General features: G+C 56.2%; 20 protein-coding genes. 2 read left to right on the top strand and 18 right to left on the bottom strand.

Translation table 11 applies throughout. The features are described 5' to 3' along the window. Position 1: 1 nt before the first annotated feature. From A462_RS07695 to mtnA, 18 genes are all read right to left on the bottom strand, one after another. Positions 2-1249: a lipopolysaccharide biosynthesis protein gene (locus A462_RS07695; RefSeq protein ID WP_008437701.1), complete on the bottom strand. Its 1248-nt coding sequence runs from the start codon at positions 1247-1249 to the stop codon at positions 2-4. A 47-nt stretch (positions 1250-1296) separates the two neighbouring features. Further along, positions 1297-2277 carry a glycosyltransferase gene (locus tag A462_RS34960; RefSeq protein ID WP_238544257.1) on the bottom strand — a complete coding sequence of 327 codons (981 nt, stop codon included), beginning with the start codon at positions 2275-2277 and terminating at the stop codon, positions 1297-1299. Between the two features lie 81 nt (positions 2278-2358). Then, positions 2359-3273, bottom strand: coding sequence for a GDP-mannose 4,6-dehydratase (locus tag A462_RS07700; RefSeq protein ID WP_008437699.1), 915 nt, complete (start codon positions 3271-3273; stop codon positions 2359-2361). Beyond that, positions 3257-4294, bottom strand: a complete 1038-nt coding sequence (gene gmd / locus A462_RS07705) for a GDP-mannose 4,6-dehydratase (RefSeq protein WP_008437698.1) — start codon at positions 4292-4294, stop codon at positions 3257-3259. The genes A462_RS07700 and gmd overlap by 17 nt, the downstream gene beginning before the upstream one ends. 26 nt (positions 4295-4320) lie before the next feature. Then, complete coding sequence (locus tag A462_RS07710; RefSeq protein ID WP_008437697.1) at positions 4321-5769, bottom strand: mannose-1-phosphate guanylyltransferase/mannose-6-phosphate isomerase; 1449 nt, start codon at positions 5767-5769, stop codon at positions 4321-4323. Beyond that, complete coding sequence (gene wecC / locus A462_RS07715; protein ID WP_008437696.1) at positions 5766-7031, bottom strand: UDP-N-acetyl-D-mannosamine dehydrogenase; 1266 nt, start codon at positions 7029-7031, stop codon at positions 5766-5768. The genes A462_RS07710 and wecC overlap by 4 nt, the downstream gene beginning before the upstream one ends. A 9-nt stretch (positions 7032-7040) precedes the next feature. Beyond that, positions 7041-8171, bottom strand: a complete 1131-nt coding sequence (gene wecB, locus A462_RS07720) for a non-hydrolyzing UDP-N-acetylglucosamine 2-epimerase (protein ID WP_008437695.1) — start codon at positions 8169-8171, stop codon at positions 7041-7043. 785 nt (positions 8172-8956) lie between these two features. After that, positions 8957-10327 (bottom strand): Wzz/FepE/Etk N-terminal domain-containing protein, encoded by a 1371-nt coding sequence (locus tag A462_RS07725; protein ID WP_174717776.1) that lies wholly within the window; start codon positions 10325-10327, stop codon positions 8957-8959. A gap of 387 nt (positions 10328-10714) precedes the next feature. After that, positions 10715-10960, bottom strand: a complete 246-nt coding sequence (locus A462_RS07730) for a lipopolysaccharide assembly protein LapA domain-containing protein (protein ID WP_008437692.1) — start codon at positions 10958-10960, stop codon at positions 10715-10717. 24 nt (positions 10961-10984) lie between these two features. Further along, positions 10985-11281 carry an integration host factor subunit beta gene (ihfB, locus tag A462_RS07735; protein ID WP_008437689.1) on the bottom strand — a complete coding sequence of 99 codons (297 nt, stop codon included), beginning with the start codon at positions 11279-11281 and terminating at the stop codon, positions 10985-10987. Between the two features lie 339 nt (positions 11282-11620). Then, a complete protein-coding gene (rpsA, locus tag A462_RS07740; protein ID WP_003218806.1) occupies positions 11621-13315 on the bottom strand; it encodes a 30S ribosomal protein S1 in 1695 nt (564 codons plus the stop codon). A gap of 119 nt (positions 13316-13434) precedes the next feature. Beyond that, on the bottom strand, positions 13435-14124 hold the full coding sequence (gene cmk, locus A462_RS07745) for a (d)CMP kinase (RefSeq protein WP_003172653.1): 690 nt from the start codon (positions 14122-14124) through the stop codon (positions 13435-13437). Then, positions 14121-16331 (bottom strand): bifunctional prephenate dehydrogenase/3-phosphoshikimate 1-carboxyvinyltransferase, encoded by a 2211-nt coding sequence (locus A462_RS07750; protein WP_008437686.1) that lies wholly within the window; start codon positions 16329-16331, stop codon positions 14121-14123. Before A462_RS07750 ends, cmk begins: the two co-directional genes overlap by 4 nt. Positions 16332-16359: 28 nt before the next feature. Beyond that, complete coding sequence (hisC, locus tag A462_RS07755; protein WP_008437685.1) at positions 16360-17472, bottom strand: histidinol-phosphate transaminase; 1113 nt, start codon at positions 17470-17472, stop codon at positions 16360-16362. Between the two features lie 9 nt (positions 17473-17481). Beyond that, positions 17482-18576, bottom strand: a complete 1095-nt coding sequence (gene pheA / locus A462_RS07760) for a prephenate dehydratase (RefSeq protein WP_003218812.1) — start codon at positions 18574-18576, stop codon at positions 17482-17484. Next, entirely contained in the window at positions 18576-19661 is a 1086-nt protein-coding gene (gene serC, locus A462_RS07765) for a 3-phosphoserine/phosphohydroxythreonine transaminase (RefSeq protein ID WP_003218814.1), read from the bottom strand. The genes pheA and serC overlap by 1 nt, the downstream gene beginning before the upstream one ends. Before the next feature lie 218 nt (positions 19662-19879). Next, a complete protein-coding gene (gyrA, locus tag A462_RS07770; RefSeq protein ID WP_003218817.1) occupies positions 19880-22543 on the bottom strand; it encodes a DNA gyrase subunit A in 2664 nt (887 codons plus the stop codon). A 302-nt stretch (positions 22544-22845) separates the two neighbouring features. Beyond that, the gene (mtnA, locus tag A462_RS07775; RefSeq protein ID WP_003218821.1) at positions 22846-23922 is read right to left on the bottom strand and encodes an S-methyl-5-thioribose-1-phosphate isomerase; all 1077 of its coding nucleotides are present in this window, start codon (positions 23920-23922) and stop codon (positions 22846-22848) included. 108 nt (positions 23923-24030) lie between these two features. Between mtnA and A462_RS07780 the strand changes: the two genes are divergently transcribed. Continuing rightward, entirely contained in the window at positions 24031-25362 is a 1332-nt protein-coding gene (locus A462_RS07780) for a TRZ/ATZ family hydrolase (protein WP_003218823.1), read from the top strand. Between the two features lie 63 nt (positions 25363-25425). Beyond that, positions 25426-26124, top strand: coding sequence for a bifunctional 2-polyprenyl-6-hydroxyphenol methylase/3-demethylubiquinol 3-O-methyltransferase UbiG (gene ubiG / locus A462_RS07785; RefSeq protein WP_003218825.1), 699 nt, complete (start codon positions 25426-25428; stop codon positions 26122-26124).

Here is a 26124-nt window from a genome sequence, read left to right as displayed (position 1 = left end):
ATCATAATTCAGCGAGGCGGGCTCTCACCGCAACCAGGAGAAGTACTGAGGATAACGCAGCACCAACGAAATATCCCAGAACTCCAGACCAAGCACCCAAAATGGGGATACCTACGTATAGAATCAAAAAAACAAACAAGCCTTCGACGATATTGGTTTTGAGGCTCAAACCAAAAATACGCAACGCGACCAGTAGCGTACCGCTCGTAAGTGCAACGGCCTTCAAGGGCAGGGTCAATGCCAGCACAATTACATAGATCGCGGTCTGCTTATAAGCACCACCAACAAACAACGCCCACACTGTAGAGACTGAAATTAGCAACAGTGCAACCGTAGACGAAATCTTCAACATGCTTTTGGAAAGTGCGTGATACCTGTCGCGGAGCTCACTTTTATTATTGATTACTTCTACCAAGTCCGGCAACGCCCTTTGCGCAATTATTGCCAACGGAAGTAAACCAAGTATGAGACTCAATATGGCAATACCAAAAAATCCAATTTCATCAGCTTTTACATGATAGGCGGTCAACATCAAAACAGGCAAACTGTCCACTAACAAACGAACAAATAGACCTGCATTGTTAATCGCCCCGGACTTGGCGCTAGCCACCAATGCGCTGCGATTCACACAACGAAAATCCAACGCCAGCACAATATGAGCTCGTAGCTTCCACCATATCGCAGCAAGACAGGAAAACTCTCCAATGTAACGAGCGACCATCCACCCTTTGATGCCAAACAGTTTCGTCAATACAACATGCATAATAACGCCAATGGACGTAACCAGCATCAGCACGAAATAGATTTCGCGCATTGCCTTCGCACCTTGGGCAAATCCCGTAGTCACACGAAGCAGATTAGTTAGCAGGACCAGGCCACAGGCATTAAAAACATATGAACTGATCACTGAAGTGAATAAAAACTCATGCGCTATATATACCCCTGAGATCACTACACCTGAAGCCATCGCAACTAACAAAAAAACCTGGCGAAGCACTTCACTTTGGTGAAAAACACCATTGCTCGCCGCGGTGTCGCGGATAGCGATACTCTGCATGCCCAAACTGCCCGCAAGTACCACCAGTGCGATAATTGTTTCCAGCGAGCGCACCGTACCGACCACTGAAGGATCAACCCAAGGCGTGATTAAAAACTGACTTATTATTACGCCACCCTGAATACAGGCCGTAATAACAATAAGCTGCAAAAGCTTTGAGTTCTCAAACATGCCGATCAGACGATTCAACACACGGTACCGCCATCAACCTTTATAAATATTCTCAACGACGCTCTCATTTATTTCACCGGTGATAAGGAATCCAGAACACTCTTAAGCGCCACACGACGGGCCGCGATGGAATAATTCGAGGAAATCCACTGATGCCTGGCTTTGGCGTCTTCAGCACAAACCGGTGTCGCCACAACTGCCGCCATGGCCGCTGCAATTTCCTCCTGGCTATCTGGCTGAACCCAGTAAGCGAAGTCGCCTGCGACTTCCGGCACCGCGCCCCGTGGCGAGGTGATTACCCGCGCGCCACACGCCAGCGCTTCGCCGATCGCATGTCCAAAACCTTCATAGAGTGTCGGTTGAACATAAGCTAGGCAATTCCTGTAATGATGCAATTTCTCCTCATCGGAAATCATCCCGACAAACTCCACCTTGTCTGCTACACCCAGGCGCTGCGCCAAATCTTTTAGTTCCTGCAGGTAATCGCCGTGCTTACCAGCAACGACAAGTCGAAGATGACTTGAATGAGACGAAACTTTTGCGAACGCTTCTATCGTCGGAATGAGTCCCTTACGAATGGCGTTTGTACGACTTGTCCAGGTCACTGTAAAAAAATAATCCGATTCGACCGCTGAAAGCTCGCCAGGAGAATAGTAATCCGTATCAATCGCCAGCGTCGCGTACACCGGGTTCCTAACCGGCAGGTTAGATGTAACCTCTTCACACTCAGAGCGTGAGATAAACAAGTTTCGATCGGCTAATAACAACGAGGTGCGCAGTACCGCCTTCTGCCATAACGGGCGATCCAGATAGCAAAGACCCGGAATTTCCTTCCGGCAGGTGGAGTAGTCAAAAGCGCCAGTTACGATCACCGGACGACGACGTAGCTTTCCGGCGAGCAACGGAAATGGTGAATGCCCCCACCACCAGCAAAAATAGAGATCAGCCTTCCAATCTAGAGTGCCCGGCGTCCCAGACAGAACGACTTCGTGTCCGAGCTCCTTGAGAATTCGAATATCAACCCGATAAAACTCAACTTTATCAAACATCTCGCGCCAATTAGCGTGAGCGGACATATTAGCAAAAAAACATATACGCACAGTGCACCAACCCGTTACTTGCCAACCGTATTAAACACGTGCCTTCTGCTGATACATTGACAACAATGTATCGTGCAAACTAGGCACATTAATTTCGCCTACCACATCAAAGAGCTTGGCCGGACTACCATAAAGCTCTTTAACTTCATCTTCCCTGACAAAGGCAGGATCAACTGTTATCGTTGGCCGATAACCTGCAATCTGTTCCATTTCATCAATCACGCTCAGTAAGGAAATGCTGCGCCCCGAGCAGATATTTATAAACTCACCACGTTGATTGGACGTCAACAGCCTTGAATAGGCCTCCACCACAAAACCGACATCAGACAAGTCGCGGGATACATCCAGATTGCCCAATCTGAGTTCCTTTTCTCCACGGGCAAATGCGCCCACGATCTTGGAGAAAACGAATGACTCCGACTGGCCGGGTCCAGTGTAATTGAATGGCCGTACCACCAATATAGGCATACGAGAGAACCACTTGCGAACGAGGGCCTCCATCGTCAGCTTGCTCAGTGCGTAATGATTAACGGGCTGCGGTTCACTGCTTTCTGAAATGGGCGATGAAATAGCGTTCCCGTAAATGTTTGCACTGCTCGCAATGATGATTTTTTCAACGACCACCTCAGCCTCCTTAATCGCATTAAGAAGGCTTTCTGTACCCAATACATTGACTCGGTAATATGACAAGGCATCGCTGCTGGTGACATGCGCCAGCGCGGCCAAGTGAATAACATGGGTGGGCTGAACCTGCTTTATCCAACCACTGAGTCGCGCCGTGTCATTCAGGTCCGCATCCAAGTGGTCAAACTCACAGGCCAGGCGCTCCCCACCAAGGCCGGCAACCCGCCAGCCGGCCTTGGTGAGGCTTTGCGCCAAATGCTTTCCAGTAAAACCCGAGAGCCCTGTAATCAGTACTGTCCGATCTTTACTTTGAAGTGCCATTGCGAACCCTTCTCAAGTCAGCTTCAACCATCAGCTGGCACAGTTGCTCCAGCGTCGTTTCTGGTTTCCAGCCTAACCGCTCTTTTGCAAACGAAGCGTCGCCAATCAACAACTCGACTTCCGCGGGTCGATAGAAGCGTGGGTTAACTTTTACCCGGGTGATGCCGGTACGACGGTCAACGCCGAATTCGTTCTCGCCACTTCCAGACCAATCGATATCAACCCCTACGGCCTTGAAGCTCATGGCAACAAAATCACGAACGGTTTCAGTGCGGTTGGTAGCAAGCACAAATGTTTCCGGTGTGTCGATCTGCAACATCCGGTGCATGCCATCTACATACTCTTTAGCGAAACCCCAGTCGCGCTTGGCATCCATGTTTCCGAGTTCCAGCACTTGCTGCTCGCCCATTTCGATACTGGCGACAGCATCGGTAATTTTACGAGTAACAAACTCTTTTCCTCGCAGCGGAGACTCATGATTGAACAGAATGCCGCTGGTGGCAAAAATATCATATGATTCGCGATAGTTGATGGTTGTCCAATGCGCAAACAACTTCGCAACACCGTAAGGGCTGCGTGGGTAGAAAGGCGTGCTTTCAGATTGAGGAACAGCCTGTACCAGCCCGAACATTTCAGATGTCGAAGCTTGATAGAAACGAATCTTCGGATTTACTATTCGGATCGCTTCGAGCAAATTAAGCGCACCGACTCCGGTAATCTGCGCGGTTGTAATTGGCTGATCGAAGGAAACGCCTACGAAGCTTTGAGCCGCCAGGTTATAAACCTCGTCCGGGGCGCAATTCTGAATTAAACGAATAGTTCCGGAGAGATCAGTCAAATCAAATTCGACAAGATGAAGATCATCATGCCCAAAAACACCAAGTTCCTCTAATCGCCAGAAACTTACAGAACTTGTGCGGCGATAGGCGCCATAGACCTTATAACCCTTGGACAGCAGCAGTTCGACAAGGTAAGCCCCATCCTGACCTGTAACACCAGTAACCAGCGCATGCTTCTGCATCTGTACAACTCCTAAAAATTTAAGCCTTAAACACGTCCATAGGTATCGTCAAATCGAACAATATCATCCTCACCCAAGTACGTTCCCGACTGCACCTCTATGATCTCAAGAGGAATGGTGCCAGGATTGGAAAGGCGATGAACATGGCCAATAGGGATATAAGTACTCTGGTTTTCGTTCAGCTGAAAAACACGATCTTCACAGGTGACTTCAGCGGTGCCAGACACAACAATCCAATGCTCCGCCCGATGGTAATGCTTCTGCAAACTCAAGGTTGCTTTCGGCTTCACCAATATCCGCTTCACCTGAAAGCGCGAGCCCGAATCTATGCTGTCGTACCAGCCCCATGGGCGATGAACACGACGATGAAGCTTTGATTCTGGCCTGGCCTTGATATTCAACGCTTCGACAATAGCCTTCACACCCTGGCTACGATCTTTATCCGCAACCAATACGGCATCAGGCGTCTCGACGATAACAATATTTTCAAGCCCCACGGCCGTTACCAAACGGTGAGAGGCGTAAACCAATGTATTGGAGCTGGAGTCTATTATTACGTCGCCATGGGTAGCGTTTTGTTTTTCGTCCTTTTCACTCGAACGCCAAACAGCATCCCATGCTCCAAGGTCAGACCAACCGGCATCCATCGTGAGCATTTTCAACGTCAGGCCAGCTGAAGGCGTTTTCGCGCAATGCTCGATCACGGCATAGTCAATCGACTCAGGCGGTATCAGGGAAAACGCGTCAAGTTGTGGTCGAATAAACCCATTATCTTCAACTCGGCCCTTCCACGCGGCCTCAGTGGCATCGAAGATGTCACTTCTGAACGCGCCCAGTGCTTTCAACCAGACTGACGCGCGCAGCACAAAAATACCGCTATTCCAGAAATAGCTTCCATCTTCCAGGTATTTTTCTGCGGTTGTCCGCTCAGGCTTTTCAACAAACGCATCCACCCTCTTGACGGTAGAGGGATCTGCCGAGTGGATATAACCATAACCCGTCTCAGGGCGATCAGGCGTAATCCCCAAGATCACAATGCTGCCGTCTTTCGCAACATCGACCGCTTTACTGACCGTGTCAGTAAAAGCTTGAATATCGAGAATCATCTGGTCGGCCGGGACAACGACCAGAACCGGGTCAATCTCCTCTCCCACCTCATCGCGCGCATAAAGCGCCGCCAACGTAAGCGCAGGGGCCGTATTGCGTCCTACCGGTTCAAGAATGACAACAGCTTTAGAAACGTTCATTTCCCGGATCTGGTCGAGACACAGGAAACGATGCTCATCGTTGGCAACGATGCATGGAGCCAATAAATCCGAGCCTTGACCGTCAATCTTCAACAGTCGGGCAATCGCCTGCTGAAACAACGTCTCCCGCCCCGAAATTGCCAGAAACTGCTTCGGGTAAAGAGTTCTGCTAAGCGGCCAGAGTCTCGTTCCCGAGCCTCCAGACATAATAACCGGAAGAATTTTCATACAAGCCAGATTCCCCGGGTATCAACAATCCGGCGACCCTCGAGAAGTGAAGAAGAAACACTTTTGAATGGCTTGTGATCCACCAGTAACAACAAGACATCCGCGCGCTCAAACGCTTCTTCTATTGTGCACAACTCAGCGTTCGGCAACGTCGCAGGCAGAGAATCAATATTAGGTTCTACGACAATAACCTTCCCGGCGTGCCGGCTTGAGATATTTTTCGTAATTTCCAGAGATGGACTTTCCCGCAGGTCGTCAATATCAGGTTTGAATGCCAGGCCGAAGCACGCGATAACAATGTCTTTTTCCGACTTCCCGGGGTGACTCGACAGATGATCGGCCACAGCAGCATCAACTTTCTCCATAACCCACGACGGTTTTGAGTCATTGACTTCGCGTGCAGTTTGGATCAGTTTCGCCTGGCCTTCAGCCTGACTAACGATGAACCAAGGGTCGACGGCGATGCAATGCCCACCCACGCCAGGTCCTGGTTGGAGGATATTGACGCGAGGGTGCCGGTTGGCGAGCTTGATAAGCTCCCACACATCGACATCGAACTTATCGCATATCATCGACAATTCGTTCGCGAAGGCAATATTCACATCGCGAAAGCTGTTCTCGGTCAACTTGCACATTTCTGCTGTTCGGGCGTTGGTGATAATGCACTCGCCCTCTACAAACAATTTGTACAGACGTGTGGCGGCTTCTGAGCACTTGGGTGTCATCCCGCCGATGACGCGATCATTCTGTACCAACTCGCGCAACACGTGACCGGGAAGCACGCGCTCAGGGCAGTGAGCCACGCGAATGTCCGACGCCTCGCCATGGGTCTGCGGGAACGTCAGGTCAGGGCGTGCTTCAGCCAGCCATGCCGACATCTTTTCAGTCGCACCCACGGGAGAAGTGGACTCGAGGATGACCAGATCACCCTTTTTCAATACTGGCGCAATGGATTTGCTTGCGGACTCAATGTAAGAAAGGTCCGGAGCATGACCATCCTTGAAAGGAGTGGGCACCGCAATCAAGAAGGCGTCCGCCGGCTCAGGTCGTGTACTGGCGCGCAGATACCCCTCGGTCACGGCCGCGTGCACGACTATGTCCAAATCAGGCTCAACGATATGAATCTGTCCGCCGTTGATCGTATCGACGGCCTTTTGATTAACGTCGACACCAATGACCTTTAACTTTCGCGCAGCAAAAACGGCTGCGGTTGGCAAACCGATATAGCCCAAACCAATTACAGAAATAGTGGAAAAATCCATGACCAAACCTTAATTTTTGAAAGTGGCTAGAGCATTAACAATACGCATGCAGGCGTGACCGTCACCATAAGGATTATGAGCAACGCTCATCTCCTCGTAAGCCTTCTGATCAAGTAAAAGCTCACGCAAGTGGTGAACTATCTTGTCCTTCTCTGTACCGACCAATCTAACGGTACCCGCCTCAATCGCCTCAGGCCGCTCGGTAGTGTCCCGCATGACCAGCACGGGCTTGCCCAAAGAAGGTGCCTCTTCCTGCACACCACCGGAGTCCGTCAGAATCAAGTACGACCGATTCATCAAATAGACAAAAGGTAGATAATCCAATGGTTCGATGAGGTGAATATTTTTTATACCAGCCAACAAACGGTTGACCGGTTCACGGACATTTGGATTCAAATGAACGGGGTACACGATCTCCACATCATCAAACTCATGGGCAATCGAAGCCAACGAACTGCAGATCCTTTCGAATCCATCGCCGAAGCTTTCACGCCGATGCCCTGTCACAAGGATGACGCGGCGTTGAGCAGGTAAAAATGCGAACTGCTCGGAGAACTTCTGTTTTAACTGGTCATTGGTCTCGAGCTTCTGTACGACCTCAAGCAGAGCGTCGATTACAGTATTCCCAGTCACATGAATCGCGTCAGGTGACACCCCTTCACGCAGTAAATTCTGTTGCGATCGTTCAGTAGGAGCGAAGTGAAGAAGCGCGAGTGCTCCCGTCAACTTTCGATTGGCCTCTTCCGGCCAGGGAGAATATAAATTTCCGGTGCGAAGCCCAGCTTCGATATGAGCCACAGGAATTTGCTGATAGTACGCCGCCAATGTAGTTGCAAAGGTCGTAGCGGTATCACCATGCACCAAGACAATATCCGGCCGATAAGTCCGGAAGACCTCTTTCATTCCCTGAAGAATACCAGTTGTCACGTCGGTAAGGTCTTGACCCGACTTCATGATATTAAGATCAAAGTCAGGTTCAAGTTTAAATAACTCTAACACTTGATCCAGCATTTCACGGTGTTGACCCGTGACGCAGATTTTGGCCTCAAAACGCTCATCTGCATTCAACGCTAAAGCTAATGGAGCCATTTTTATAGCTTCCGGTCGCGTACCGAAAACACTCAAGATCTTTAAAGTCATTAGATTACCAACGATTCCATATCATTATTTAGTCAGAGAATCAGTCTGGAAACCAGCAACGCTGCCATGCCCCTGCCTGACCTACCGATTACGCGCAAGCGAGTTTTCGCCGCTCCAACTGCAACCGCCTCTGCTTTGCAGCGCAGCATATCATCAACAAGCGTGCCAACATAACGCCTGGCTGGCTCAACCACACGCCCCATGAGACCCCATCATCCCCCACTCAGTTCAGGACAGGACAACGTTTTACCGCACCATTGCGGTGAGTCGCTTCACCGCAATGGTGCGTCGCAACCTCTCATTGAAATTGGGCTTTTGGTTATTGCCCCACAGGAACCCGACCTATCCGAGATCGCAATTGGGCCCACGCCCGACTGTGCCATGCAGCTCGTTACTAATCGCCAGCGCACTCTGCACGACCGACCTGGCCGAACGGGACGCCCTTATCAAATTCCGAACCAATACTAGCCATAAGCCATTAACCTGGAGACCGCACATAAAAATCCACATCAAACCGTATTAGGCGGTGCACCATCAACTATTAAACCAACAATACAAACCTGTGCAGGACGCTTGACGCCCGCACAAGTAAACAAAGATCAAATGCCGAAACGCCATGAAGACTCGACGCAAAGCTTAGTAACTTTTGATAGCCGAGAAACCACCCAGGAATGCCCCTCGGCGGTTCACAGTTGCGCAAGCACGTAATGCAGGTTCCGTATGAAAGCAAGAAATACGGCCCCGAGGGGAAAACGCGTGAAGCCAAAAGCTTCACGGCCTTGGAGTTATTTTCGGTTTAACTTATTGCCAGGCTCTTGTTGCCGATCCAACTGAGCGACCGAATGGAGAAGTGAGCCTGCCGGCTCGTGCCCATCGCGTTCTGCATTGTCGCGAACAGCACGTAACCCCTGCCTGACCAACGCAATACCAATCGCGACAATCGCCCCCAGGAGCAGGCCAAGAAAAATGATCAATGGACGATTCGGACTCGACGGAACCAACGGCTCAAGGGCCTGCTGGTCAATACTCACCAGCCGCAGCTTCGCCAGGTCGATATTCAGGCTACTCAAACGGAAAATCTCTGTTCTCAACGGTTGAACGCCCGCAAGAAAGATATCTTCATTTTTTCGAGCATCCAGGACCTCAATCTCTCGGTTGGATGCGAGCAACTGAAGTTCCTTGGCGATTTGAGCGATGCGCGACTCGGTAAAATCATCCGACTTGCGTGACTGCAATGCAGCAAGCTCAGCCTTAAGCGCATCTACCCCCATAAAATAAAGTGGGATCTGCTGGTTGTTCACCTCCGTACGCATCACGCTACCAGCGTTCGTCACGGCCGATTCACCAAGTGAAGAAGGCGTAGCCGGCTTTTGAATGCCCAGGGAACGGGCAATCCCTATAGCCTCATTCAGCTGAGCAATACGGTCGCTACGCAAGGTTTTCAACTGAGAACGCAGCGCCTTCAACTCATCCTGCAATTGCGCGCGTTTCAACGAGTCAGCTTCTCGCAATGACGCTATTTTGGCTTCTTTTTCAATATCGTAGTTTGAGCGAGCCGAATCGAGCTTGCCTTTAAGCTCCCTCAAACGGTTTTTAACGATCACATTCAAATCAGCCGTGACGCGTTCGCGCTCACTTTCGATAGCGTAGTCGACAAAGCCATTAAGAATAGAGACGCCGTCGACGCCTTTCGGATACATCATCTCGAGCTTGATGTAAGAACTCAGCGAGTTTTTCTTATCTGCATCAGGAAGAATCAAACGAATAGAGTCATGATTGAACTCCTGAAAACTCTGCTCCAGAGTCTGCCCAGGACGAACAAATTTCTCGAAAAGCTTCTGGTTTTTCTTGAAATAGCTCAGGCGCGTATCATAAGAGTCGAGCGCTGCGCCCACTTTGAGGAGCGCGTCAGCCGGAGGAAGCTGATATATCTCTGATCGATTTAGCGCATCCAAATCATTAATCGCCGCAGGCCGCAAAACCGTGCTGACCTTATATACAGGGGCAGCTAAAAATGCGTAGGACGCCGCAATCAATCCCGCCCCGAGAGTGACGAAAAGCAGAAGTTTTTTTTGTTGCCAGACAGACGCGAAAAGTCGCACAAAATCAATTTCGTCGGACGATCGAACCGGGGGAGCACGGAAGCTACTACTCACAACAAAAACCTGCCTTCAAAGAGAAACTGCGGGCTCGTTATGCAGACAAGATTGTGTATTTTTATTTTAGTTATATGGCCGAAAAAACCCAGCGTCGCTGCCGGACTTTAGCGCACAAAATGCCTGTTATCGAGAACAGATTCCATTTTGCCATCTCACTGACATATTACAAGTCTTGACATATCTGTAGGAGTCTTCCTACACAGATAGGGACAACCCTTATATAGGCCGTCCGAAAAGGGCAGAAAAGCAAATTTCGTAGCCGCGAAACAATAGTCAGTGGTATCGCCGGACTTACCACATACCGATCACTCGACGTAACCGATGCGCACCGCACCAGAAAAATCCGACGAACGGCTCGCGAGTGACACAATAACCATGGAAGCTCTACCCACGCCTTGCGGGCATGGACTTTTGACGTCGGCCCCACCCAACGATGACACTAAACAGCGGTCCCAGCAGCATTCCAATTATCAAGGCCACGACCACAAACACCGACACCGGCATCTGCCCGGTCACCCAGCCCAGGAATGAAAGAGACGCGCCCTGCTGGTTTTCCAGCACGAACCCCAACACTGCCAGCACGACAATTAGCATAGCCAGCACCAGAACAACGCGCTTAACCCCACGCATAACCTTCTCCTACCCCAAAAACACTCAGACGCTTTCTTCTTCGTCTTCGTTCACCCGATCGCGCAATTCCTTGCCCGGCTTGAAATGAGGCACGAACTTGCCGTCAAGGCTGACGGACTGCCCGGTTTTTGGGTTGCGACCCACACGAGGCGCACGATAGTGCAGCGAGAAGCTACCAAACCCACGAATTTCAATCCGATCGCCGGTAGCCAGACATTGGGACATCTGCTCAAGCATGGTCTTGATGGCCAGCTCCACATCCTTGGATGAGAGCAGCCCTTGATGGGTGACAATTCGTTCGATCAACTCCGACTTCGTCATATTTTTCCCTTCTTTTTCAAGCAGCTAGGAAAAGCGCTTCGAAGGTTTTAGCATGACCGGAGGAATTTGAACAGCCCAAGTATTGACTTATATTCAAAGAGTTGGGGCGTAACTCGATGAGAGTTGGCATTGCGCCGCACGGCCACTAGCCGCCGCTCAGCTTCACTGAAGCCACTCCACGGCGATCACTGCCAGATAGAGCCTACAGGAGCCAATGCGCTGCCAGCGTGACCACAGCGCTCCACCTGCAGAACACCAAGGCGACGTTGCGCACAACACTAAATCCCAGGCACAAAAAAGGGCGACCGAAGTCGCCCTTTTTCTATGGTCTGACAGAACTTAGTTCTGCTTTTCCATTTGTGCACGCAGCAGGTCGCCCAGAGTGGTAGGACCAGCAGAAGGCTCAGAGGTAGCTGGCTTGTCGCGCAGGCTCTGGATGGCTTCTTTCTCTTCAGCATCGTCTTTCGACTTGATGGAGAGCTGGATTACGCGGCTCTTGCGGTCAACGCTGATGATCTTGGCTTCTACTTCTTCGCCTTCTTTCAGAACGTTGCGCGCGTCTTCAACGCGGTCACGGCTGATTTCGGAGGCTTTCAGAGTCGCTTCGATATCGTCGGCCAGAGTGATGATGGCGCCTTTAGCGTCAACTTCCTTCACGATGCCTTTAACGATTGCGCCTTTGTCGTTCTCTTGAACGTACTCGGAGAACGGATCGCTTTCCAGTTGCTTGATACCCAGGGAGATGCGCTCGCGCTCTGGGTCAACCGACAGGATAACGGTGTCCAGCTCGTCGCCCTTCTTGAAACGACGAACAGCTTCTTCGCCAACTTCGTTCCAGGAGATGTCGGACAGGTGAACCAGACCGTCGATGCCGCCGTCCAGACCAATGAAGATACCGAAATCGGTGATCGACTTGATGGTGCCGGAGATTTTATCGCCCTTGTTGAACTGGCCAGAGAAATCTTCCCATGGGTTAGATTTGCACTGCTTGATGCCGAGGGAGATACGACGACGCTCTTCGTCGATGTCCAGAACCATAACTTCCACTTCGTCGCCGACTTGTACGACTTTCGAAGGATGGATGTTCTTGTTGGTCCAGTCCATTTCGGAAACGTGTACCAGGCCTTCCACGCCTTCTTCCAGCTCTGCAAAGCAGCCGTAGTCGGTCAGGTTGGTAACACGCGCGGTGACGCGAGTGCTTTCTGGGTAACGAGCCTTGATAGCGACCCATGGATCTTCGCCCAGCTGCTTCAAGCCCAGGGAAACACGGTTGCGCTCACGATCGTACTTCAGAACCTTGACATCGATCTCGTCGCCAACGTTGACGATTTCCGATGGATGCTTGATACGCTTCCAAGCCATGTCGGTAATGTGCAGCAGGCCGTCGACGCCACCCAGATCGACGAATGCGCCGTAATCGGTGAGGTTTTTGACGATACCTTTGACTTGTTGGCCTTCCTGCAGGGATTCCAGCAGAGCTTCACGCTCGGCGGAGTTCTCTGCTTCCAGGACGCTGCGACGGGAAACGACAACGTTGTTGCGCTTCTGGTCGAGCTTGATGACCTTGAATTCGAGTTCCTTGCCTTCCAGGTGCGTGGTGTCGCGCACAGGACGAACGTCGACCAAAGAACCTGGCAGGAACGCACGGATGCCGTTAACGTCGACAGTGAAGCCGCCTTTAACCTTACCGTTGATAACGCCCTTGACCACTTCTTCAGCTGCGAAGGCTGCTTCGAGAACAATCCAGCATTCAGCGCGCTTGGCTTTTTCACGGGACAGCTTGGTTTCACCGAAACCGTCTTCAACCGAGTCCAGAGCAACGTGAACTTCGTCACCGACATTGATAGTCAGGTCACCAGCATCGTTGTAGAACTGTTCCAGCGGGATCAGAGCTTCAGACTTCAGACCAGCGTGAACGGTTACCCAGCGAGCTTGGTAATCGATATCAACGATAACACCGGTGATGATGGAGCCTGCCTGAAGGTTCAGGGTTTTTAGGCTTTCTTCAAAGAGTTCCGCAAAGCTTTCGCTCATTTTAATTCCTGTTGATAAGGGCGAAGAATACGCCCATCTCCACACCCCAGACGGTGTGGGTCAGTTTCAATTAAAAGAAGCACCACAGGACTATGACTGGTCCCCTGCGGCCTTCTTGGTCACCCGGCGATATCGCGAATGGCGATCTCACTCAAGATGCGTTCCAGCACCTGCTCGATGGACAACTCCGTGGAATCCAGCTGTATGGCGTCAGCCGCCGGCTTGAGCGGGGCTACCGCACGCTGGGTATCACGCTCATCGCGTGCACGGATCTCATCTAGCAGACTCGACAGACTAACACCATCGACTTTGCCCTTCAACTGCAAGTAACGGCGACGGGCCCGCTCCTCGGCGCTGGCCGTGAGGAAAATCTTCAGCGGCGCCTCGGGGAAGACCACCGTGCCCATGTCGCGGCCATCGGCCACCAGACCCGGCGGTTCCTGGAAAGCCCGCTGGCGCTGCAGCAAAGCATCGCGCACCGCCGGCAATGCGGCGACCTGGGAAGCCCAGGAGCCGACCTGCTCGTTACGCAGGTCGTCGGTCACATCGTCCCCTTCCAGGATGATGCGCTGGGGATGACCTTCGGTCGCCCCGACGAACTGCACGTCAAGATGCGCAGCCAGCAGCTTCAGCGATTCTTCGTTGGTCAGGTCGACACCATGGTTGCGGGCGGCAAAGGCCAGCAAGCGGTATAGCGCCCCGGAATCCAGCAGGCACCAGCCCAGGCGCTTGGCCAGGATGCCGGCGATCGTGCCCTTGCCCGAGCCACTTGGCCCGTCGATGGTAATCACCGGTGCTTTGATATTCACAATTGAGCCTCTTGGGCAACACGGATGCCGACTTGGGCACACAGTGTAAGAAAATTCGGAAAAGACGTAGCCACGTTGGCACAGTCATGGATACGAATCGGCGCAGCCGCTCGCAGGGAAGCCACGCTGAAGGCCATGGCAATCCGGTGATCGCCATGGGCGTGGACTTCACCACCGCCGATCACGCCACCATCGATAATAATCCCATCAGGTGTCGGTTCACACTTCACGCCCAGCGCAAGCAGACCGTCGGCCATGACCTGGATCCGGTCGGACTCCTTGACCCGCAGCTCCTCTGCCCCACGCAATACCGTCCGGCCTTCGGCGCACGCCGCAGCCACGAACAACACCGGGAACTCATCGATAGCCAGCGGGACCAGGGCTTCAGGAATCTCGATCCCCTTCAACGGCGCCGCACGAACACGCAAATCAGCGACCGGCTCACCACCCACTTCCCGTTGGTTTTCCAGGGTGATGTCCGCGCCCATCAGTCGCAGGATATCGATCACGCCGGTACGGGTCGGATTGATACCCACATGTTCAAGCAACAGCTCGGAGCCTTCGGCGATTGAAGCCGCCACCAGAAAGAACGCCGAGGAGGAAATATCCCCAGGCACCTCAATATGGGTCGCGGTCAACGCATGGCCCGACTCGACCGCAGCCGTAGCGCCCGCCACGTCCACCGGATACCCAAAACCGCGCAACATCCGCTCGGTATGGTCGCGGGTCGGCGCCGGTTCGGTAATCGAGGTTTTACCCTCGGCATACAACCCGGCCAACAACAGGCAGGACTTGACCTGAGCGCTGGCCATCGGCAATGCGTAGGTCAGCCCCTTGAGTGCCTGGCCGCCACGAATGGTCAGCGGCGGGCGCCCTTCCGGCCCGGTCTCGATCACCGCGCCCATTGCGCGCAATGGCTTGGCCACGCGATTCATCGGGCGCTTGGACAGCGAGGCGTCCCCCGTCAACACACTGTCGAAGCGCTGGGCCGCCAGCAAACCGGACAACAACCGCATGGAGGTGCCGGAGTTACCCAGATAGATCGGACCTGGCGCCGGCTTCAAGCCATGCAGGCCAACCCCGTGGATGGTGACGCGCCCATGGTGCGGGCCTTCAATCACCACGCCCATGTCGCGGAACGCCTGCAAGGTCGCCAGGGCGTCCTCACCCTCCAGAAAACCTTCGACCTCAGTGACACCGTCCGCCAGAGAACCGAGCATGATCGAGCGATGGGAGATCGACTTATCCCCAGGCACGCGGATCTGCCCGCTCAAGCGGCCACCGGGACTGGCGAGAAACACCAGGTCATCCGCGTTTACTGCAGCATCCATATAGGCCCGACGCGCCAGAATCTTGCTGAAATGCTCCCGTGCCACCCGCGCACGGGTGAACACGCCCAACAACTGGTGCCCGTCGCCAGCATCGACCGCGTCGCGCAAGGCGTCGAGGTCGCTGCGGAACGTGTCCAGGGTGCGCAACACCGCATCGCGGTTGGCAAGGAAGATGTCGTGCCACATCACCGGATCACTACCGGCGATCCGGGTAAAGTCGCGGAAACCACCGGCGGCGTAGCGGAAAATCTCGAGGTTCTCGTTGCGCTTGGCCAGCGAATCCACCAGGCCAAATGCGAGCAAATGCGGCAGATGGCTGGTCGCTGCCAGCACTTCATCGTGGCGCTCGACCTGCATATGCTCGACATCCGCCCCCAGCTCGCGCCAGAGCCGATCCACCACGGCCAGTGCCGCAGGATCGGTTTCATCCAGTGGTGTCAGAATCACTTTATGGCGACGGAACAGCTGCGCATTGGACGCCTCCACCCCGCTCTGCTCGGACCCGGCAATCGGATGCCCGGGCACAAACCGTGCAGGCATGCCACCAAAGGCCAGCCGCGCCGCACGTACCACATTGCCCTTGGCACTACCGACATCGGTCAGGATTGCCTGGCCCAGATCCATGCCGGCCAACAGCGCCAGCAACTTCTCCATGGCCAGGATCGGCACCGCCAGCTGAATGACATCCGCGCCCTGGCAGGCTACAGCGAGGTCAGCCTCGCAACGGTCCACCACACCCAACTCCACCGCCAACTTGCGCGATTGCGGGTCCAGGTCCACACCGACCACTTCGCCACACAGGCCGCTTTCCCGCAGGCCCTTCGCAAAGGAGCCGCCGATCAATCCCAAACCGACCACCACCAGGCGACCGATCATAGGTACAGCAGGTTGCAATGCAGTGACATCAACCACGAGCCAGAACCTTGGCCAGCGCTTCGAGGAAGCGGCTGTTTTCAGCAGGCAGACCGATGGTGATGCGCAGGTGGTTCGGCATGCCGTAATTGGCCACCGGACGCACGATCACACCCTCGCGCAGCAAGCCCTGGAACACAGGAGCCGCCACTTGACCGAGGTCGACGCAGATGAAGTTGCCCTTGGACGGAATCCAGCCCAGGCCCAGCTCACGGAAGCCTTCCTGCAATTGCAGCATGCCGCTTTCGTTGAGGCGACGGCCTTCTTCCAGGTACTCGGTGTCCTGCACCGCAGCGCAAGCCGCCGCCAGCGCGAGGCTGTTGACGTTGAATGGCTGGCGCACACGGTTCAACACATCGGCCACCACCGCAGTGGACAAGCCGTAACCGACCCGCAGCGACGCCAGGCCATAAGCCTTGGAGAAGGTGCGCGAGACCAGCAGGTTCGGATAAGCCGCGAGGAAGTCCAGGCCGTCCGGCAAGTCGCTGCCTTCGGCGTACTCGATGTATGCCTCGTCCAGCACCACCAGTACATGCTCCGGCACGTCCTGCAGGAAGTTATCCAGCACCTCGGCGCTGAACCAGGTGCCGGTCGGGTTGTTCGGGTTGGCGATAAACACGACACGAGTATTGTCATCGATGGCCGCCAGCATGGCTGGCAGGTCATGACCCCAGTCTCTCGCAGGAATCACACGCGCCTCGGCGCCAACGGCCTGAGTGACGATCGGATAGACCGCAAATGCATGCTCGCTGAACACCGCGTTCAAGCCCGGCGCCAGATAGGCGCGGCCGACCAGCTCCAGAATATCGTTGGAGCCGTTACCCAGGGTCACCTGGTTGATATCAACGCGGCAGTTTTTCGCCAGCAGGGACTTGAGCTCAAAGCCGTTACCATCGGGATAACGGGTCAGCTCGGCCAGCGCCTCACGAATCGCGGCCAGCACCTTGGGGCTTGGGCCCATCGGGTTTTCGTTACTGGCCAGCTTTACGATCTTCGACGGATCCAGATTCAACTCGCGCGCCAACTCGTCCACAGGCTTGCCCGGAACGTAAGGCGACAGTTGTTGCACGCCCGGCTGCGCCAGGGCGAGGAAGTTGCCACTCATGTTAAAGCCTCACAAAACCGCTTTCGGGTAGGAGCCCAGCACCTTGAGTGCCACGGCTTCCTGACTGATTTTCTCGAGCACACCCTTGACCAGAGGGTCGCGGTGATGGCCGACGAAGTCGATAAAGAACACATAAGTCCATTTACCGCTGCGCGAAGGACGAGTCTCGATTCGCGTCAGGTCAATCCCGTTATCGTGGAACGGCACCAGCAGCTCATGCAGCGCGCCGGGCTTGTTGCTCATGGAGACGATGATCGATGTCTTGTCGTCGCCGGTCGGCGGCACTTCCTGGCTGCCGATCATCAGGAAGCGCGTCGAGTTATCCGGGCGATCCTCGATTTTCTCGGCCAGGCGCGTCAGCCCATACAGGCCGGCAGCCATGTCGCCGGCAATCGCCGCCGAGTTCCACTCACCCTTGACCCGCTTCGCCGCTTCGGCGTTGCTGGACACCGCCACGCGCTCCACATTCGGGTAGTGCGCGTCCAGCCACTTGCGGCACTGGGCCAGGGACTGGGCGTGGGAGTAGATGCGGCTGATGCTGTCGGTCTTGGTGTTTTCGCCCACCAGCAAGTGGTGGTGAATACGCAGCTCGACTTCGCCGCAGATCACCATGTCGTGCTCAAGAAAACTGTCGAGGGTGTGGTTGACGGCACCTTCGGTGGAGTTTTCCACCGGCACCACGCCAAAATTCACCGCCCCGGCGGCCACTTCACGGAACACTTCGTCGATCGCAGCCATCGGCTTGCTGATCACCGCGTGACCGAAGTGCTTCATGGCCGCGGCTTGAGTGAAGGTGCCTTCCGGGCCCAGGTAAGCCACTTTCAGCGGCTGCTCCAGTGCCAGGCACGACGACATGATTTCACGGAACAACCGCGCCATCTCTTCGTTGCCCAACGGGCCCTTGTTGCGTTCCATCACGCGCTTGAGCACCTGGGCTTCACGCTCCGGACGGTAGAATACCGGCACTTCGCCTTCAGCCAGGGAAGCCATCTTCACCCGTGCAACTTCCTGGGCGCACCGCGCGCGCTCACTGATCAGCTCCAGGACTTTCTCGTCCAGGCTGTCAATGCGTACGCGCAGGGCCTTGAGTTCTTGCTCAGACATTAGCCGTGTTCCTTTTCGAACTCTGCCATGTAAGCCACCAGCGCCTTGACGGCGTGGATATCGACAGCGTTATAGATGGAGGCGCGCATGCCACCTACCGAACGGTGGCCCTTGAGGTTCAACAGGCCGCGCTCGTCGGCGCCGGCGAGGAAAGGCTTGTCCAGGCGATCATCCGCCAGGCGGAACGGCACGTTCATCCACGAACGGTCGGTCAGGTTGATCGGGTTGCTGTACAGGCCGCTGGCGTCGATGAAGTCGTACAGGGTACGTTTCTTCTCTTCGTTGAGCTTGCCCATGGCAGCCACGCCGCCCTGCTCTTTCAGCCATTCGAACACCAGGCCCGACAGGTACCAGGCGAAGGCCGGCGGGGTGTTGTACATCGAGCCGTTATCGGCCGCGACCTTGTAGTTGAGCATGGTCGGGCACAGCGAACGCGCACGACCCAACAGGTCTTCACGGACGATGTTGACCAGGATGCCGCTCGGGCCGATGTTCTTCTGCGCACCGGCGTAGATCATGCCGTACTTGGACACATCGATCGGGCGCGAGAGGATGTCCGAGGACATGTCGCAGACCAGCGGGACATCACCCACTTCCGGCACCCAGTCGAACTCCAGGCCGCCGATGGTTTCGTTTGCCACGTAGTGAACATAGGCCGCGTCTTTCGACAGCTTCCACTCGTTCTGACCGGGGATCGCGAAGTAGTCGTAGGGCTTGGCCGTGCCTGCCACATTGACGTGACCGTAACGGGAGGCCTCTTCAATGGCCTTCTGCCCCCAGATACCGGTGTCGATATAGTCCGCAGTGCCATCTTCCGGCAGCAGGTTCAGCGGGATCTGGGCGAACTGCTGGCTCGCACCACCCTGCAGGAACAGCACTTTGTAATCGGACGGGATGTCCAGCAAGTCGCGCATATCCTGCTCGGCCTTGGTGGCAATGGACACGAACTCATCGCTGCGATGGCTCATTTCCATCACGGAGAGGCCTTTTCCATGCCAGTCGAGGAGTTCACCCTGCGCGCGCTGCAGGACTGCTTCAGGAAGCGCCGCGGGACCGGCACAGAAGTTATAGGCTCTCTTGCTCACATCCAATCTCTCTGATCTGGTGGGACTGCAATCAACATCCCGCAACGCGGAACCCTGTAGGAGCTGGCTTGCCAGCGATGCAAACGACTCGGCGCTTCACTTGAATCGAGTTGATGCCATCGCCGGCAAGCCGGCTCCTACAAGAGCGGCGCGGCGTCGTATTTCAAACGGGACAAACAACAAGGGGGCGAATCTTCATCCGCCCCCTGTGTGTCCGCTTATTCCTGCGGTTCTTCTTCGTCTGCGGCAGCGTCGAGTGTTGGCTCGTCGACGCCGTCATCGGCATCGCCGATCACTTGCCCCTCGAGTGCAATCCCCTCTTCACCTTCCAGCTCCTCGCCTTCGACTTCCGACGGCTCCTGGACACGCTCCAGGCCTACCAACGTTTCGTCGCTGGCCAGCTTGATCAAGGTCACGCCCTGGGTGTTACGCCCCAGGCTCGACACTTCATCAACCCGGGTACGTACCAGGGTGCCCTGGTCGGAAATCAGCATGATTTCCTCACCATCCAGCACCTGGACCGCGCCGACCAGGCGGCCGTTGCGATCGTTGCTGACCATGGCGATAACGCCCTGGCCGCCACGCTTGTACTCGGGGAACTCGCTGATGGCCGTACGCTTGCCGTAGCCGCGGGCCGATGCCGTGAGGATCTCGCTGCCTTCTTCCGGGATCAGCATCGAAATCAGCTTCTGCCCTTCCGGCAGGCGCATGCCGCGCACACCGCGGGCGGTACGGCCCATGGCACGAACGTCGGACTCCTTGAAGCGCGTGACCTTGCCGCCGTCGGAGAACAGCATGACTTCACGCTCGCCGTCGGTGATGGCCGCGCTGATCAATACGTCGCCTTCGTCCAGTTCGAGGGCGATCAGGCCCACGCTGCGTTGACGGCTGAAGGATTCCAGCGGGGTCTTCTTCACGGTGCCTTTCGCAGTGGCCATGAAGATGAAATGACCTTCGGTGTACTCGTCTACCGGCAGCATGGTGGTGATGTATTCATCACTGTCCAGCGGCAGCAGGTTGACCAGCGGACGACCACGGGCAGCGCGGGACGCTTCCGGGATTTCGTAGGTTTTCAGCCAGTACACCTTGCCCTTGCTGGAGAACAGCAGCAGCGTGGTGTGGCTGTTGGCAACCAGCAGGTGAGCGATGTAGTCCTCATCCTTGACGCCGGTAGCCGATTTGCCTTTACCGCCACGACGCTGGGCCTGGTACGCAGCCAACGGCTGGGTCTTGGCATAGCCACCGTGGGAAATGGTCACGACGCGATCTTCTTCCGGGATCATGTCACCCAGGGTCAGGTCGAGACGGGCGTCGAGAATCTCGGTGCGGCGCACATCGCCGTATTCGGCGCGGATCACTTCCAGTTCTTCGCGGATCACTTCCATCAGGCGCACCGCGCTGTTGAGGATGCGGATCAGCTCGCCGATCTGGTTGAGGATCTCCTGGTACTCGGCCAGCAGTTTCTCGTGTTCCAGGCCGGTCAGACGGTGCAGACGCAGTTCCAGAATGGCCTGGGCCTGTTCCGGGGACAGGAAATACTTGCCGTCGCGCAGGCCGTATTGTGGGTCCAGGGTCTCCGGACGGCACGAATCGGCACCGGCACGTTCCACCATCGCTACTACGGCGCTGGATTCCCACGGCATCTTGATCAGCGCTTCCTTGGCTTCCGACGGCGTCGGCGAAGCCTTGATCAGGGCGATGACCGGGTCGATGTTCGACAGCGCAACAGCCTGGCCTTCCAGGATGTGGCCGCGTTCACGGGCCTTGCGCAGTTCGAATACGGTACGGCGGGTTACCACTTCGCGGCGGTGACGCACGAAGGCTTCCAGCAGATCCTTGAGGTTCAGGATGCGCGGGCGGCCGTCGATCAGCGCTACCACGTTGATACCGAATACGCTTTGCAGCTGGGTCTGGGCGTAGAGGTTGTTGAGGATCACCTCAGGCACTTCGCCACGACGCAGCTCGATCACCACGCGCATACCGTCCTTGTCAGACTCGTCGCGCAGCTCGGTGATGCCTTCCAGCTTCTTCTCTTTAACCAGCTCGGCGATCTTCTCGATCAGACGCGCCTTGTTCAACTGGTAAGGGAGTTCGGTGATGACGATCTGCTGACGGCCACCGACCTTGTCGATGTCTTCGATGATCGAGCGGGCACGCATGTAAATGCGGCCGCGACCGGTACGGTAGGCTTCGATGATGCCGGCGCGACCGTTGATGATCGCGGCGGTCGGGAAGTCCGGACCCGGGATGTACTGCATTAGCTCATCGACGGTCAGCTCGGGGTTGTCGATGAGGGCCAGGCAACCGTCGATGACTTCACCGAGGTTGTGTGGCGGGATGTTGGTGGCCATGCCCACGGCGATACCGCTGGAGCCGTTGACCAACAGGTTGGGAATACGGGTCGGCATGACCGCCGGGATCATTTCGGTGCCGTCGTAGTTCGGCACCCAGTCCACGGTTTCCTTGTGCAGGTCAGCCAGCAGCTCGTGCGCCAGCTTGGTCATGCGCACTTCGGTGTATCGCATGGCCGCAGCGTTGTCGCCGTCGACCGAACCGAAGTTGCCCTGGCCGTCTACCAGCAGGTAGCGCAGGGAAAACGGCTGGGCCATCCGAACGATGGTGTCGTACACCGCAGTGTCGCCGTGAGGGTGATACTTACCGATCACGTCACCGACAACACGGGCAGATTTCTTGTACGGCTTGTTCCAGTCGTTACCCAGCTCGCTCATCGCGAACAGCACACGCCTGTGCACGGGCTTCAAGCCATCGCGCGCATCAGGCAGTGCCCGACCGACAATTACGCTCATCGCGTAGTCGAGGTAGGACTGTTTCAGCTCGTCTTCGATATTGACCGGGAGGATTTCTTTGGCCAGTTCGCCCATGAGAAGCCTGATTCCTTTTTCGGGTGAAACCTCGTCACATCCTATGGGACGAACGAAGCTCGCCGCTGCCGGCATGATGCCTGGCAACGACTTACGACAAATCAACGAGTTATGACACGGATCTGCGCATTAAAGGTTACCCCTTGGGGTGACCCTGGAAACCGCCGGATGTTATCACAATCGCCGCCACGCACCTATCCCCCTGATGCGCATGGAGCATAGTAAGTTGACGGATGACAGGCTTGACGGCGACGAGAGGGCCTTAGAGCTGGATCCAAGGGGATTTTTGCGGGCAAATTGCCTCAATGCAGGCGTTTACGACACATCAGTTGCGCCAACTTCGCCGTGTCGGGGCGTTCGACGATGCCTTTTTCAGTGACGATCACATCAATCAGGTCCGCCGGCGTCACGTCAAACACCGGGTTGAAGGCGTCTACATCAGCGGCTACGCGGGTGCCGCCGACTTCCAGCAGTTCACGGGCGTCGCGCTCTTCAAGCGGCACGTCATCACCGCTGGCCGCCATCAGGTCGATGGTTGAGCTGGGCGCCACCACCATGAAACGCACGCCGTGATGCATGGCGCACACCGCCAGCTGATAGGTGCCGATCTTGCTGACCACGTCACCGTTGGCCGCAATGCAGTCGGCACCGACGATCACCCAGGTCACGCCCTTGGTCTTGAGAATATGCGCGCCAGCCGAATCGGCATTCACGGTGACCGGAATGCCTTCATTGGCCAATTCCCAGGCCGTCAGCCGCGAACCTTGCAGCCAGGGCCGGGTTTCGTTGGCGTAGACGCGCTCCACCATGCCTTCCAGGAACGCCCCGCGAATCACCCCGAGCGCGGTACCGACGCCGCCGGTAGCCAACGCACCCGCATTGCCATGGGTCAGGATCGCCTGGACATTGCCCTGGTGCTTGCGGATCAGCTCTACACCCAGCTGCGCCATGGTCAGGTTGGCTTCACGATCACTTTGGTGAATCGCCACCGCCTCGGCCTCCAGCACCTTCAACGGATCGGCGTGTTTCTTGAGGCGGTCGAGGCAATCGCGCATGCGCTTCATGGCCCAGAAAAGATTCGACGCGGTCGGGCGGGTATCCGCCAGCAGCGCGTAGTCCTCTTCCCAGGCGGCCTGCCAGTCATCGCCCTCGGCGATGTGGGCACGAGCGGCCAGCACCAGGCCATACGCCGCACTGATGCCAATGGCCGGCGCACCGCGCACCACCATTGTGCGAATGGCCTCGGCCACCTCGGCAGCACTGGTGCAGGCGACCCAGGTTTCTGCAGACGGCAAAATACGCTGATCGAGCAGGTACAGTGCGCCATCACGCCAGTCGATGGCCTTCACTTTCTCCGCAGCCAACAGTCGATCGCGCATCCCTCACCCCGCACTCATGAACAAAAGCCGCCGATTATAGCGATCCGCCAGCCAGGACGCTCGGGTATACTTCGCCGTTCTTTATAGATGCCTGGGAAACTGCCCTCGATGACACCGACTGCCGCCCCGCTCGACTTATTGCTGCTGCCCACCTGGCTGGTACCTGTCGAGCCTGCCGGCGTAGTGCTCAAGGAGCACGCCCTGGGCATTCGTGACGGGTGCATTGCGTTTATCGGCCCACGCGCCGCGGCCTTGAAGCTCGCAGCGAGCGAAGTGCGTGAACTGCCGGGCATGCTGCTCAGCCCCGGCCTGATCAACGCCCACGGCCACGCCGCCATGACGCTGTTTCGCGGCCTGGCCGACGACCTGCCGCTGATGACCTGGCTGGAAAACCACATCTGGCCCGCCGAGGCCAAGTGGGTCGACGAAGCCTTCGTCCGTGACGGCACTGACCTGGCCATCGCCGAGCAGATCAAGGGCGGCATCACGTGTTTCTCGGACATGTACTTCTTCCCGAAAGTCGCCAGCGAACGGGTGCACAACAGCGGCATGCGTGCGCAAATCGCCATCCCGATCCTGGATTTCCCGATTCCCGGCGCTGCTGACGCCGACGAGGCGATTCGCCAGGGCGTTGAGCTGTTCGGCGACCTCAAGCATCACCCACGGATCAAAATCACCTTCGGCCCGCACGCGCCGTACACCGTCTGCGATGAAAACCTGGAAAAAATCCGGGTGATCGCCGAGGAACTGGACGCCTCGATCCACATGCACGTGCATGAAACCGCCTTCGAAGTGCAGCAGTCCGTTGAACAGCGTGGTGAACGCCCGCTGGCACGGCTTGGCCGCCTGGGTTTGCTGGGGCCGCGCTTCCAGGCCGTTCACATGACCCAAATCAGCGATGACGACCTGACTTTGCTGGTAGAAAGCAACACCAGCGTGATCCATTGCCCGGAATCCAACCTGAAACTGGCCAGCGGCTTCTGCCCGGTGGAACGCCTGTGGCAAGCCGGCGTCAATGTGGCAGTAGGCACCGACGGCGCGGCCAGTAACAATGACCTCGACCTGCTGGGCGAAACCCGCACCGCCGCGCTGCTGGCCAAGGCCGTTGCCGGCTCGGCCACCGCCCTGGATGCCCACCGCGCCCTGCGCATGGCCACCCTCAACGGCGCCCGGGCCATGGGCCTGGAAAGTCAAATCGGCTCGCTGGAAGTCGGCAAGGCCGCTGACATCGTGGCCTTCGACCTGTCGGGCCTGGCGCAACAACCGATCTACGATCCGGTCTCACAGCTTATATATGCCACCGGACGCGATTGTGTGAAACACCTTTGGGTCGGCGGCAAGCAATTGCTCGACGACCGGCAACTGACCCGCCTGGATGAACAACAGTTGTGCGCCACGGCCATCGCCTGGGGCCAGCGCATCAGCGGACACAGCGAATAACACCCGCCCTGGCAACGCATGCCAGGGCCGGCAAAACGTTTTATCAGATTTAGAGGATTCCCCATGAGCAACGTCGACCACGCTGAAATCGCCAAATTCGAAGCCCTCGCCCATCGCTGGTGGGACCGCGAAAGCGAGTTCAAACCCCTGCACGACATCAACCCGCTGCGGGTCAACTGGATTGACGAGCGCGTCAACCTGGCCGGCAAGAAGGTACTGGATGTGGGTTGCGGCGGCGGGATCCTCAGTGAATCCATGGCTCAGCGCGGCGCCACCGTGATGGGTATCGACATGGGCGAAGCGCCATTGGCCGTGGCCCAGTTGCACCAACTGGAGTCCGGCGTGAACGTCGAATACCGGCAGATCACCGCCGAAGAGCTGGCCGAAGAGATGCCCGGGCAGTTCGACGTGGTCACTTGCCTGGAAATGCTCGAACACGTGCCGGACCCGTCCTCGGTGATCCGCGCCTGCTTCCGCATGGTCAAGCCCGGTGGCCAGGTGTTCTTCTCCACCATCAACCGCAATCCGAAGGCGTACCTGTTCGCGATCATCGGTGCCGAATACATCATGAAGCTGCTGCCCCGCGGCACCCATGACTTCAAGAAATTCATCCGCCCTTCCGAGCTGGGCGCCTGGAGCCGTCAGGCCGGGCTGACCGTCAAGGACATCATCGGCTTGACCTACAACCCGCTGACCAAGCACTACAAGCTGGCCAGCGACGTTGACGTCAACTACATGATCCAGACCCTGCGCGAGGAGTAA

Origin of the sequence: Pseudomonas sp. Ag1 (assembly GCF_000278565.1) — a bacterium.
Lineage (GTDB): Bacteria > Pseudomonadota > Gammaproteobacteria > Pseudomonadales > Pseudomonadaceae > Aquipseudomonas.
This window is presented reverse-complemented; position numbering and strand designations above follow the sequence as displayed.